The following is a 12,203-nucleotide window of genomic DNA, read 5'->3' on the forward strand; positions in this document are numbered from 1 at the left end:
TCCCATTAACAATGTGCGTCCCGGTGCCGCCCCGCCGCCGTCCCCGGGCGGTGCCCGGGTCAGTCGCCGGCGCCCACGAGCATCCGCACCTCGAACGCCTCGCGCGTCCCGGCCTCTTCCGCCGGCCCCTTGTCGAGCACCGTGCCGAGCCAGCCCAGGAGGAAGCCGGCGGGGATGGAGACGATGCCCGGGTTCTGCAGCGGGAACCAGGCGAAGTCCGCGTCCGGGTAGAACGAGCCCGGGGCGGCGGAGACCACCGGGGAGAACACCGCCAGCAGCACGGAGCAGAGCAGGCCGCCGTAGAGGCTGAGCAGGGCTCCGCCGGCCGAGAAGCGCCGCCAGAACAGGGTGTAGACGATCGTCGGCAGGATCGCGGACGCGGCGATGGCGAAGGCCAGGAAGGCGAGCGTCGCGGTGTTGGCGCCCCAGGCGACCAGGGCGAGCAGGATCCCGAGGATCCCGATGACCGCCCCGGACAGCCGGGCCACCGTCAGTTCCTCCGTCTCGGTCGCGCGGCCCTTGCGGATCACCTCGCTGTACAGGTCGTGCGCCAGGGACGAGGCCGCGGCCAGGGTGAGACCGACCGCCACGGCCAGCAGGGTCAGATACGCCAGACAGGTCAGCAGCGCGGTGAGCACACTGCCGCCCAGCTCGTGGGCGAGCAGCAGTACGGCGGAGTTGCCGGTGCGGTCGGTGCTCACGAGGGTCTCCCGGCCGAGCAGCGCGGTGGCGCCGAGGCCGAGGATGCCGGCGCCGAAGCAGACCGCGCCGACCAGGCCGACGGCCCACAGCACGGAGGAGCGCAGCACACCGCTCCGGCGCGGGGCGAGCAGGCGCATCAGCACGTGCGGAAGGGCGGCCAGCCCGAGGACGATGGCCAGTTCCAGGCTGAGGAAGTCCAGCTTGTTGCCGACCGTGCCGCCGTAGCGCAGTCCGGGTTCCAGGAACAGCGGCCCGGAGCCGCTGCGCTCGGACGCCCTCTCCAGCAGGGCGTTCGGGTTCCAGCGGAAGTGGTACAGCACCCAGCCCGCGGTGAACAGCACGCCCACCACCAGCATCACGGCCTTGATGATCTGGATGACCGTCGCGCCGGGCATGCCGCCGAGGGAGGCGTACAGGATCACGAAGGTGCCGATCACGACCACGCACAGGGTGCGGGTGGTGCCGCTCGGCACACCGGTGAACTGCGTCAGCAGCGCGACGCTGCCGACGAGTTGGGCCACCAGGTAGAGCGTCGCGATCGCCAGGATGCACACGGCCAGGGCGATCCGCACCGGGCGCTGCCGCCGGGGCAGGCGCAGCGCGACCGTGTCGCCGAGCGTGAACCGGCCCGTGCGGTGCAGGGGTTCGGCGATCAGCAGCAGCACCATCATCCACGCCACGGTGGTGCCGCCCAGGTACATCAGCCCGTCGTACCCCGTCAGGGCGACCAGCCCGGTGCTGCCCAGCAGCGTCGCCGCGGAGAGGTAGTCGCCGCACATGGCCAGGCCGTTGCGCAGCGGCGACATGGCGCGGTCGCCGAGGTAGAACTCGCTGATCTCGTCCCGCTGCGGCGCCGTCAGCAGCGCCGTGAACAGGGTGATCACGACCACGGTCAGGAACAGCACGAACGTCAGCTGCAGGCTGCGGTCGTCGATGGCGGCGGCGGTCACCACGTGCGGAACCCCCCGGCGCCCGGCTGGAGGGGCCGGCCGGTGGCGTCGGTGCGCGCGGCGGACCGGGCACGGCTGTGGCTCTCGTGCTGCAGACGGGAGCGCAGGCCGCGGGCGAGCGGATCGACCCGGGTGCGCATGTGCCGGACGTAGCACCACGCGGTCACGCCCATGACGGCGAACTGCCCGAGGCCGAGGCCGAGTCCGATCGTGAGACGGCCGAACAGGGGCTGGTTCATCACCGCGGGGACGAAACTCGACAGCAGCACGTACAGCAGGAATCCGCCGACCGAAAAGAGTGTCGCCCGGATGCCGAACCGGCGCTGTGCGCGACGCAGGGAGTGGAATTCCGGGAGGTCGGATATGCGGGACGGCGGAGTATGTTCGATGTGCGAATGCGGAAAGGGGGGATTGTGGTCCCGCCGCGGTGGGAATTCGGGCACAGGCGCACCTTCTTCGCTGCTTCGTGCCCCGCACTCGACCCCGTCGGATCAGTGTCGCGCCCGGCTTTCGCGCAGGGTGGAGGGATGCCGGGGACACTGTGGGGGTGCGGGCTCTGTGGGGGGTTCGTGCAACCGGGACGGCTCGCTGCCCGGAAACACGGATACGGCCCGGGGCTCGGTGTGGAGATCCCCGACCAGCCCCGGCCACGGGTGGTGGCGGGGCTGGAAGCGGAGTATGTCAGTGCCGTGCTTGAGGCATCAACCGTGCGGATCAACGGCCCCGCGCCCATGGCTCGTTCACGTCTGGTCGCGCGACGGACGGGCCGACGACGGCCTGCGGGAAAAGGCCGGGCGGAGCATCGTCCGGGCCTTTTCCCCGGCCAGGCTGGCCGAAATGCGCCGCCGACGCGCCCGTGCGCCTCGTGAGGCTTCCGTGCGGCTCGTGAGGCCTTCGTGCGCTTCGTGCGGACCGACGCGGCCGGCGGGCCGGAAAGGGCGGGGCAGGCGGGACTTCACGGACACGGCCTAGGCTGGGCCGCGTGAGCGACGATCGCAGCAAGGCCCCGCTGGCCGTCTTCGACCTGGACAACACCCTCGCCGACACCGCGCACCGGCAGCGGTTCCTGGAGCGCAGGCCGAAGGACTGGGACGCGTTCTTCGCCGCGGCGCCGCAGGACGGGCCGCTGGCCGAGGGCATCGCCCTGGTCTCGGACAGCGCCCGGGAGTGCGAGATCGTCTACCTCACCGGGCGGCCCGAGCGCTGCCGGCGCGACACGCTGGACTGGCTGGCCGCCCACGGGCTGCCCGAGGGCCGTGTGTACATGCGGCGGGACGCCGACCGGCGGCCCGCCCGGTTCACCAAGCTGGAGATCCTCAAGCGGCTCGCCCGCACGCGCGAGGTCCGCGTCCTCGTCGACGACGACGAACTGGTCTGCGCGGACGCCCGGCGCGCGGGCTTCACCGTCGTACGGGCCGACTGGGCGGACCGGTCCGCCGAGATGAAGGCGGCGCAGGAGCGCGAAGGGCGTACCTGAGACCCGGACCGGTGCGCTGGACCGGCTCCGCTACTCGGACCCCTCCAGCCTGAAGCCCACCTTGAGACCCACCTGCCAGTGCGCGATCCGGCCCTCCTCCAGCTGGCCGCGCACCTGCGTCACCTCGAACCAGTCCAGGTTGCGCAGGGTCTGGGAGGCCCGGTCGATGCCGTTGCGGATGGCCTGGTCGACGCCGTCGGGCGAGGTGCCGACGATCTCCGTGACCCGGTAGGTGTGGTTCGACATGCCGCTGCTCCTCCGTGAGTGACCGGTGTGCCACGCGTCACTCCACCGTGCCCCACGCGGCGGCGAAGCGCGAGACGTCGTCTCCGCCCCGCCGCCGTCCAGGGGCCGTCCGGTGTCAGCGCGCCACGCTCAGCGAGAGTGCGAACCGGCCGGCGCCGTCCGTCCACCAGTGGGCCAGGTCCAGCCCCGCAGCGGACAGTTCGGCCCGCACGCCCTCGTGCCGGAACTTCGCCGAGATCTCGGTGCGCAGGTCCTCGCCCGCCGCGAAGTCGACGGCGAGGCCGAGCGCCGGCACCTTCACCGTCTGCGCCGTACGGGAGCGCAGCCGCATCTCGATCCACTCGTGCTCGGCGTCCCACCGGGCCACGTGGTCGAAGGCGCCGGGCTCGAAGTCGGCGCCCAGCTCCCGGTTGATCACGGTCAGCACGTTCTTGTTGAACGCGGCCGTCACCCCGGCCGCGTCGTCGTAGGCACGGACCAGCACCTCCTCGTCCTTGACCAGGTCCGTGCCGAGCAGCAGGGCGTCGCCCGGGGTGAGCAGGGCACGCACGGAGGCCAGGAACGCGGCGCGCTCGGCGGGCAGCAGGTTGCCGATGGTGCCGCCGAGGAACGCCACCAGCCGGGGCCCCGGCGTGTCCGGCAGCGTCAGCTCCGCCGTGAAGTCGGCGATCAGCGCGTGCACGTCCAGCCCGGGCCGCTCGGCGGCGAGCGCCTGCCCGGCCTGGGTGAGGGCGCTGCCGCTGACGTCGACCGGGACGTAGGTGCGCAGGTCCGTCAGGGCGTCCAGCAGGTGCCGCGTCTTGTCGGAGGAGCCGGAGCCCAGCTCGACCAGGGTGCGGGCGCCGGTCGCCGCGGCGATGTCGCCGGAGCGGGCCAGGAGGATCTCCCGTTCGGCGCGGGTCGGGTAGTACTCGGGCAGTTCGGTGATCCGCTCGAACAGGTCGCTGCCGTGCGCGTCGTAGAACCACTTGGGCGGCAGCGTCTTGGGGCGGCCGGTCAGACCCCGGTGGACGTCGGCGCGCAGCGCCGCCTCCGTGGCGTCCCCGGCGAGGGTGCGGGTGAGGTGGAACGGGCTCACGTACGGGGCTCCTTCGAGGGTGGCGCGAGGGGCTCGGCCGGCTCCTTCAGCGGGGTGAGCAGCACGTCCGTGCGGCTCGCCGCGAGGAGCGTGCGGTCGGGGACCTGCTGCCAGTGCGGGTCGTCGTCGTAGGGCTCGGAGGCCACGACGGTGCCGCCGCCGGGGCGGGTGAGGTACCACAGGGTGTCGCCCCAGGCGGTGGCGGTGATCGTGTCGCCGTTGGTGAGCAGCAGGTTGAGGCGGGAGCCGGGGGCCGCCGCCGCGACCTCCAGCACCGTGTCGGCCAGCGCCTGGCCTTCCTCGTCACCGCCGCGCAGCCGCGCCAGGACCAGCGCCCACACGAGCGCCGAGTCGTTGCGGGCCTCCAGCGACAGCAGGTCCTCGGGCGGCAGCGTGCGGGAGACGGCGGCCAGGGAGCCGGGCCAGCCCGGGACCGCGCCGTTGTGGCTGAACAGCCAGGTTCCCGCCGCGAAGGGGGCCGCGGCGGCCTCCGCGTCCGCGCCCGACAGGGTCGCGTCGCGCACCGCGGCGAGCAGCGCGGTGGTCCGCACGACCCGGGCGAGGTCGGCGAACGACAGGTCCGCCCAGATCGGCCCGGCCCGCCGGTAGCGGGCCGGCACCGGGTCCCCGTGCGCGTACCAGCCGACACCGAAGCCGTCGGCGTTGACCGTCCCGTACCGCTGGTGCCGGGGCGCCCACGACTGCCGGTACAGCGCGTGCCCGGGCTCCACCAGGAGGCGGCCGAGTGCCTCCGGCGGCCCCACGTAGGCGAGGTGACGGCACATCAGGCGTCCTGCGAGCGGGCCGTGCGGAACCCGGAGAAGATCTGCCGGCGGATCGGGTAGTCCCAGTTGCGGAAGGTGCCCCGGCAGGCCACCGCGTCCACGGCGAACGAACCACCGCGCAGCACCTTGTGCTCGGACCCGAAGAACACCTCCGAGTACTCCTTGTACGGGAACGCCCTGAAGCCCGGGTAGGGCAGGAAGTCGCTCGCCGTCCACTCCCAGACGTCGCCGATCAACTGGCGTACGCCGAGCGGCGACTCACCGGCCGGGTAGCTGCCGGCCGGGGCCGGGCGCAGATGCCGCTGGCCGAGGTTGGCGTGTTCGGGGCCCGGGTCGGCGTCGCCCCAGGGATAGCGCCGGGAACGGCCGGCGGCCGGGTCGTGGCGGGCCGCCTTCTCCCACTCGGCCTCGGTAGGCAGCCGGCGTCCGGCCCAGCGGGCGTAGGCGTCCGCCTCGTACCAGCACACGTGCACCACGGGCTCGTCGGGCGGGACGACCTCCGTGACGCCGAAGCGGCGCCGCAGCCACTGCCCGCCGTCCCGCCGCCAGAACAGCGGGGCGCCGATGCCGTGTGTGCGGATGTGCGCCCAGCCCTTCGGCGCCCACCAGCGGGGGTCGGTGTAGCCGCCGTCTTCGATGAACGCCTGGTAGGCGGCGTTCGTCACCGGCGTGGTGTCGATGAAGAACGGCGCCACCTCGCGCCGGTGCGCGGGGCGTTCGTTGTCCAGGGCCCACGGCTCGTCGCTGGTGCCCATCGTGAACGGCCCGCCCGGCACGAGGACTTCGGACGGGCCGGTGAACAGCGGCACCGGCTCGGGGTCCGGGGCGGTCAGCGCCGCGGGGCCGGTGCGCAGCTGATGGGTGATCAGCATGGTCTCGTCGTGCTGCTGTTCGTGCTGGGCGATCATCCCGAACGCGAAGGCGGCCTCGGTCAGCCGCGTCCCGTGCAAGGCGGCCCGCTCCAGCACGTCCAGCGCCCGGGCCCGGACGTCGGCCGCGTAGCCGCGCGCCTCGGTGGGCGACAGCAGGGGCAGTTTCGGCCGCTCGGCGCGCGGGTGCTCGAAGGCGTCGTAGAGGCTGTCTATCTCGGGCCGTATCGCCTCCTGCCCGGCGACGGCCCGCAGCAGCCACTGCTCCTCCTGGTTGCCGATGTGGGCGAGGTCCCACACCAGCGGCGACATCAGGGGCGAGTGCTGCGCGGTCAGGTCGGGCTCCTCGACGCAACCGGTCAGCAGCGTGGTGCGCTCGCGCGCGACGACGAGCGAGGTGAGCGCGCGCGCACGCAGTGCCTCGGGATCGGCGGTGCCGCCGTCCGTGGCGGCGGCGGTGGAGAGGTCGGTCATGGGCGGAAGTCCTTCTCGTCGGCGCGGCCGTCCGTGCCGCGCTGTCGGTCGAGCAGGTCGTCGGCGGGGCAGCGGCCCGGGACGACGTGGCGGTCCCGGTAGGCCGTGACGGCCTCGACGACCGAGGGGGCGGCGCCGAGCCGGGGCAGGGCCTCCAGCGCGGTGGTGAAGCACGTGACGGCCACCTCGCGCAGTTCGGCGTCGGCCAGTCCGGAGCGGGCCGCGTCCCGCCACAGCGGGTTGTGCGGCGCGGGCAGCCCCAGGGTCCGTTCGGCCAGCGGCTTCACGGCCCGGTAGGCCGTCTCGGCGGCCTCCGGGTCGTCGAAGAGCGCCGCCACCACCGCCAGCGGCACGATCCAGCCGTCGTCGCCGGGCTGCGCGTCGATCATGCGCAGTTCGAGATGGCCGCGCGGCCTGACCGGCGGGAACAGCGTGCTGACGTGGTAGTCGAGGTCCTCCCGGGTGGGCGGCCGGGGCACGCCGGTACGGATCCACTCGCGGAAGGTGAGCCCGTCGGGGACCTCCCAGGGCGCGCCGTCGTGCCGTACGCACATCACGGGGGCGTCCAGCACGTGCCGGGCCCAGGCGCCGCGCGGGTCGGCGTCCAGTGGCGGACCGCCCGCCCGGCCGGCGCCGATCTCGGTCCACAGCAGCTGCCGGGTGGACAGCCAGCCGGTCGGCCGGTGGCCGGCGAGCGGGGAGTTGGCGAACGCCGCCACCAGGACCGCGCCCAGGTGGTGGGCGAGCCACCAGCGCCGCACGTGGCCGAGCGGGCCGGGCTCCTCGTGACCGGCGTCCAGGCACACCTGCACGGAGGCCGAGGTGCACATCATGGCGCGGCCGGCGGGACCGTCGCGGTCCAGGCAGGCCTCCATGGCGTCGTAGCGCGGCTCGTGCAGGAACCGGCGGGGTTCCTGCCAGGGGTCGTGGCCGAGGCCGACGAGGGCGAGACCGTCCTCGCGCAGGACGGCGCGGACGGCGTCCAGATCGGCGGAGACGGTGCGGACGAGCTCCGTCAGGGAGGCGGCGGGGGGCGAGCTCAGCTCCAGCTGGCCGCCGGGCTCCACGGTGAGCGCCGACCTCAGGGGCAGGGTCCGCAGTGCGGCGTAGGCCGCTTCGAGTCGTTCGTGCGGGACGGGGAGCTGCGGGGCGCGCAGCTCGTGGACGAGCCATTCCACCTCGACACCGAGGCGGCGTGGCGGGCCGGTCTTGAAGCAGATGCCGCGGACCAGGGCCTCGACGTCTGCCTCGGACAACAGGGTGCGTGGCTCGGTACAGCCACTTACCGAATCGGACATGTCGGGATCCTCCTGAGATTCCACCATGCCACCGGTCCGGGCCTTCCGACGGCCCGGCCGGGACCGCTCGTTCCACCCAAGACGTTCGAGCCGCTCGGCACAAGGGGGCGAATCGGGACGTTCTGGTTTGGTCATCCGGGGCGGCCGTGTGTTCCCCGGTGCTTTCCCCGCTGTTTCCAGGCGGCGGAAATCGCGTTGCGCCGGGGTCCGGGGTCGGCCACGATGCCGGACGTGAGCACGACAGGAACGGCCGCGCGGCGCGTGGTCACGGCGCGCACGGGGGTGGCGCCGTGACCGCGCGGCCGCGCGGTACCGAGCGGGGGAACGGGGGGATCCTCGCGACGGGAGCCCGGCGCCCCGGACGGGCGCTGGGTTCTCCCCCGCGGGCCCGGGTTCTCCTCGCGGGCCCGGGTTCTCCCTCGCGGCTCGGCGGGGGCGGGTGGTCCGCGCGTGCGGGCGGCTCGTGAGGCGCGCGGGTGCGCGGGCCGGACCGGTCCCGGTGCCGCCGTCCGGGTGACGCGCACCCTGGCCGAGGCGCTTGCGGGCCCCGGCCTCGGCCTCGTCGGCGACCGCGGCCGTCAGCTCCAGCCGTAGCGCTCCTGCAGCCGGCGCCTGACCGCGTTGAACCGCATGCGGTCCAGCGCGCAGGCCTCCCGGCGCATGCCGCGCTCGTGCAGGCGCAGCACCCGGTCGACGTCGACCCACGAGTCGCGGCCCGACCGGTCCCAGGGGCCGCTGCCGATCGGCACCCACTCCCGGTCGCCGTCGTGCCGCTTGCTGGACAGCTGCACGGCGAGGAACGTCCCGGCCGGCTCGCGGGCGACGACCAGCACGGGCCGGTCCTTGCCCCGCCCGTCGTTCTCCTCGAACGGCACCCACGTCCAGACGATCTCGCCCGGGTCGGGGTCGCCGTCGTGGGCGGGCGAGTACTCCGTGCGCACCCGGCCCACCTCGCGCGGGTCGGCCTGCACGGTTGCGGAGGGGCCGTGGCGGCCGGGGACGTTCTCATCCGTTGTCGCGGTCACGGGGGCACCCTAGGCCGTGTCCGTAAAGTCCCGCCCGCCCCGCGGGTCGCTCGTCATCCGTCGGTGTCTTCCCGGCCCGTGCCGAGCGGCACCCGGCACCCGGCGCCCGTGGGCGCTCAGGCCGCGGCGGAGGGGACCGTGACCGGCGGCGACGGCCACTTCTCGGACCAGCGCAGCTCCGCCTCCAGCTGGGCGGCGACCTGCACCAGCAGCGGCTCGCTGTTCGCCGGGCCGAGCAACTGGGCCCCCACGGGCAGCCCGTCCGGCGTGAAGCCGGCCGGCACGTTGACCCCCGGCCAGCCCAGCACGTTCCACGGCCAGGCGTAGGGGCAGGCCGCGATCATGGCCCGGTCGGTGGCGAATCCGCTGAGTTCCACCAGCGCGCCGATGCGGGGCGGGGGAGCGGCGGTGGTGGGCGCGAGGACGAGGTCGTACGAGTCGAAGAACGCGCCGATACGGCGGTGCAGCACGGCCTCCGCCCGCCGTGCCGCCCTGAGCGGGGCCCCGCCGAGGAGCCGGCCCAGCCGGGCCGCGTCCCGGGTGCGCCGGTCCAGCAGCGCGGGGAAGGGAGCCTCGCCCACCCGCTCGGCGATCCCGGCCGTCGCGCGCGGGACGAACGTCAGCCCGATCCGTCCGTAGGGCGGGTCGGCCTCCTCGACCCGGTGCCCCGCGGCGGCGAGGTGCTCGGCGAGCGCGACGACCCGGGCGCGCACCTCCGGCAGCAGGCGCGCGGGCACCGCCGTGAACGGCGGCTTGAGGGAGAACGCGATGCGCAGCCGCCCGGGGTCCCGGCCCACGGCGCCCGACACGTCCAGGGCCGGGGGGCGGTGCGGGTCCCGGGCGTGGTTGCCGCTCGCCGCGTCCAGCAGCAGGGCCGCGTCGGCGACCGAGCGGGCGAGGGTGCCGTTGACGGTGATGCCCTGGAAGGACTCGCCGCGCGGCCAGGTGGAGATGCGGCCGCGCTGCGGCTTGATGCCCACCAGATGGGTCCACGCTGCCGGGATCCGCACCGAGCCGGCGCCGTCCGAACCGAGCGCGGCGGGCACCAGCCCGGCGGCGACCGCCGCCGCCGAGCCGCCCGAGGAGCCGCCGGGGGTGTGCTCCGGGCTCCACGGGTTGCGGGTGGCGCCGAAGGCGGGCCCCTCGGTGAAGGGCCACTGCCCGAACTCGCACGTGTTGGTCTTGCCGACGATCACGGCCCCGGCCGCGCGCAGCCGCCGTACCGCCTCGCCGTCCTCGGCGACCGGCGGGAACTCGCCGCAGCAGCCGAACGCGGTCGGCTCACCGGCCACGTCCATGTCGTCCTTCACCGCCACCGGCACACCGAGCAGCGGTCTGCGGATCCCGGCGGCCAGTTCCCGGTCGGCCGCCTCGGCCTCCGCGAGCGCCGCCCGGGTCCGCACGATCCGGAAGGCGTTGAGGTCGCCCTGGGTCGCCTCGACGCGCGCCAGGGTGCGCTCCACCAGCGCCCGGGACGTCACCTCCCCGGCGGCCAGCGCACGAGCGGTCTCCGCCAGGCCTGCGGCACGGTCGAGCGTCATGCGGTCACCTCCGGAAGCGGCTTGTCTACCGAACGGTAACGTCCGGTGGCCGGTGGGGGAACGCCCCTGCCGGGAGCGGACGTTCACCCGCGGGCCACATCCTCCTCACTGGGCTCGTCCGCCGCTGTTCAAACCATTGACGGCCGTGCGCCCGGCCCCTACGTTCTGAGCCCCCACTCACTGATCGACGTGCCGAACTCCGTTCGACATATCGAACTCGTTGTCCGAGGGAGAGCCCCGTGACTCCACACCCCGCCGCCCCGTCCCGCCGTGCCCTGCTGCGCGCCCTGGCCGCCGCGCCCGCCTCGGCCGCGCTGCTGGGCGGGGCGCCCGGACTGCTCGGCAGCGCCCTGGCGGCGGCTCCCCCGAGCGGCTCGGCCACGCGCTACACGATCGTGCCGTTCCTCGACAGCGACGACGGCACGGTCGACGTCTACCAGTCGGACGACGCCACCGACTTCCGGCTCCTGCGCGCCTCCGCGTACACACCGCCGGCCGGCCGGATCCGCGACGCGAGCGTGCTCCGGCACACCGACGGCCACTACTACGTCACCTACACCACGCGCACCTGGCAGGACACCAGCACGACCATCGGCTTCGCCCGCAGCGCCGACCGCGTCGAGTGGACCTTCCTGTACGACTACACCGTTCCCCTGCCCGGGCTCTCCCGGGCCTGGGCGCCCGAGTGGTTCGTCGACGGCGACGGCAGCGTGCACCTCGTCGTCTCCTGCTCCACCACCGACAACGAGTGGATCTTCACGCCGTACCTGATGCGGGCGGCCGACTCGGCCCTCACGGCGTGGACTTCACCGGTCGCCCTGGCCGGCATCGGCGCCAACCACATCGACACCTTCATCGTGCGGACCGGCTCGACCTACCACGCCTTCCCCAAGAACGAGACGACGAAGTACATCGAGTACGCCACCGCCTCGCACCTCGCCGGCCCCTACACGATCCGCCGGACCGGCGACTGGGCCGGCTGGGGCGGCTATCGCGAGGGCCCGGCGCTGGTGCAGCTCGACAACGGGACCTGGCGGATGTTCTTCGACGGCTACGGCGACGGGACCTACTACTACAGCGACAGCCGCGACACCTTCGCCACCTGGACGACACCGGCCGCACTGCCCGCGATCTCCGGCAGGGCCCGGCACTTCAGCGTCGTCAAGGAGACCGTGGCGGGCGGACCGAGCCTGGCCCGGAACGTCACCCGCTCCTTCCGCTCCGCCAACTACCCGACCCGCTCCTGGCAGCAGCAGTCCTCGCTGCTGAACCTGCCGGTCGTCAGCGGCTCCAGCACCGCCGCGCAGAGGCAGGCCGCCACCTTCACGGTCGTCGCCGGTCTCGCCGACGGCGGCGGCTTTTCCTTCCGCGACGCGTCCGGTGCCTACCTGCGCCACCGGGACTTCCGTGCGCGCTTCGACGTGAACGACGGCACCAGGACGTTCGCCGAGGACGCCACGTTCGTCCTGCGCGCCGGCGCCACGGCGGGCTCCGTCCGCTTCGAGTCGTACAACCACCCCGGCCACTACCTGCGCCACTACGCCTACCAGCTCCGCGTCGAACGCGCGAACGGCACGGACCTGTTCCGCCAGGACAGCTCGTTCCTGCCGGTGACGGCCTGGGCCTGACCGGCCGCTCCACGGTTCCCGGGCCCGGGCCCGGACCTGGCCGGGGGGGCCCCGCGCGGCGGGGGGGGGGGGGGGGGGGGGGGGGGGGGGGGGGGGGGTGGGCGCGCCCGGGGGGGGGGGGGGCCGGGCC

At 74.3% G+C, this 12,203-nt stretch carries 11 protein-coding genes; 2 read left to right on the plus strand and 9 right to left on the minus strand.

What is annotated here, in order from left to right; all coding sequences use genetic code 11:
• Nucleotides 1-59 precede the first annotated feature (59 nt).
• Nucleotides 60-1,655, minus strand: coding sequence for a cation acetate symporter (locus tag ACIGAN_RS14855; protein WP_399857586.1), 1,596 nt, complete (start codon nt 1,653-1,655; stop codon nt 60-62).
• Nucleotides 1,649-2,017, minus strand: coding sequence for a DUF485 domain-containing protein (locus tag ACIGAN_RS14860; RefSeq protein ID WP_399857909.1), 369 nt, complete (start codon nt 2,015-2,017; stop codon nt 1,649-1,651). Before ACIGAN_RS14860 ends, ACIGAN_RS14855 begins: the two co-directional genes overlap by 7 nt.
• Nucleotides 2,018-2,634: 617 nt before the next feature.
• Here ACIGAN_RS14860 and ACIGAN_RS14865 point away from each other — a divergent pair.
• Nucleotides 2,635-3,129 (plus strand): phosphatase domain-containing protein, encoded by a 495-nt coding sequence (locus ACIGAN_RS14865; RefSeq protein ID WP_399857589.1) that lies wholly within the window; start codon nt 2,635-2,637, stop codon nt 3,127-3,129.
• 30 nt (nt 3,130-3,159) lie between these two features.
• On the opposite strand, the gene ACIGAN_RS14870 is transcribed toward ACIGAN_RS14865, so the two are convergent.
• From ACIGAN_RS14870 to ACIGAN_RS14900, 7 genes are all read right to left on the minus strand, one after another.
• Nucleotides 3,160-3,375 carry a dodecin gene (locus ACIGAN_RS14870; protein WP_094053312.1) on the minus strand — a complete coding sequence of 72 codons (216 nt, stop codon included), beginning with the start codon at nt 3,373-3,375 and terminating at the stop codon, nt 3,160-3,162.
• 115 nt (nt 3,376-3,490) lie between these two features.
• Nucleotides 3,491-4,453, minus strand: a complete 963-nt coding sequence (egtD, locus tag ACIGAN_RS14875) for an L-histidine N(alpha)-methyltransferase (protein ID WP_365097423.1) — start codon at nt 4,451-4,453, stop codon at nt 3,491-3,493.
• Nucleotides 4,450-5,238: an ergothioneine biosynthesis protein EgtC gene (egtC, locus tag ACIGAN_RS14880; protein WP_399857591.1), complete on the minus strand. Its 789-nt coding sequence runs from the start codon at nt 5,236-5,238 to the stop codon at nt 4,450-4,452. Before egtC ends, egtD begins: the two co-directional genes overlap by 4 nt.
• Nucleotides 5,238-6,581: an ergothioneine biosynthesis protein EgtB gene (gene egtB, locus ACIGAN_RS14885; protein WP_399857594.1), complete on the minus strand. Its 1,344-nt coding sequence runs from the start codon at nt 6,579-6,581 to the stop codon at nt 5,238-5,240. Before egtB ends, egtC begins: the two co-directional genes overlap by 1 nt.
• On the minus strand, nt 6,578-7,879 hold the full coding sequence (egtA, locus tag ACIGAN_RS14890; protein WP_399857596.1) for an ergothioneine biosynthesis glutamate--cysteine ligase EgtA: 1,302 nt from the start codon (nt 7,877-7,879) through the stop codon (nt 6,578-6,580). The genes egtB and egtA overlap by 4 nt, the downstream gene beginning before the upstream one ends.
• Nucleotides 7,880-8,457: 578 nt before the next feature.
• A complete protein-coding gene (locus tag ACIGAN_RS14895; RefSeq protein WP_365097411.1) occupies nt 8,458-8,904 on the minus strand; it encodes a type II toxin-antitoxin system PemK/MazF family toxin in 447 nt (148 codons plus the stop codon).
• 116 nt (nt 8,905-9,020) lie between these two features.
• A complete protein-coding gene (locus ACIGAN_RS14900; protein WP_399857601.1) occupies nt 9,021-10,445 on the minus strand; it encodes an amidase in 1,425 nt (474 codons plus the stop codon).
• Nucleotides 10,446-10,684: 239 nt separating this feature from the next.
• On the opposite strand from ACIGAN_RS14900, the gene ACIGAN_RS14905 reads away from it, so the two are divergent.
• Nucleotides 10,685-12,073 (plus strand): glycoside hydrolase family 43 protein, encoded by a 1,389-nt coding sequence (locus ACIGAN_RS14905; protein WP_399857604.1) that lies wholly within the window; start codon nt 10,685-10,687, stop codon nt 12,071-12,073.
• Nucleotides 12,074-12,203: the final 130 nt, after the last annotated feature.

The sequence above is a fragment of the Streptomyces sp. NPDC085931 genome, assembly GCF_044540565.1.
Lineage (GTDB): Bacteria > Actinomycetota > Actinomycetes > Streptomycetales > Streptomycetaceae > Streptomyces.

Excerpts from the sequence above, each read along its gene's own strand:
- ACIGAN_RS14870 (WP_094053312.1), bottom strand. The coding sequence starts at position 3,375 with ATGTCGAACCACACCTACCGGGTCACGGAGATCGTCGGCACCTCGCCC.
- egtC (WP_399857591.1), bottom strand. The coding sequence starts at position 5,238 with ATGTGCCGTCACCTCGCCTACGTGGGGCCGCCGGAGGCACTCGGCCGC.
- egtB (WP_399857594.1), bottom strand. The coding sequence starts at position 6,581 with ATGACCGACCTCTCCACCGCCGCCGCCACGGACGGCGGCACCGCCGAT.
- egtA (WP_399857596.1), bottom strand. The coding sequence starts at position 7,879 with ATGTCCGATTCGGTAAGTGGCTGTACCGAGCCACGCACCCTGTTGTCC.
- ACIGAN_RS14900 (WP_399857601.1), bottom strand. The coding sequence starts at position 10,445 with ATGACGCTCGACCGTGCCGCAGGCCTGGCGGAGACCGCTCGTGCGCTG.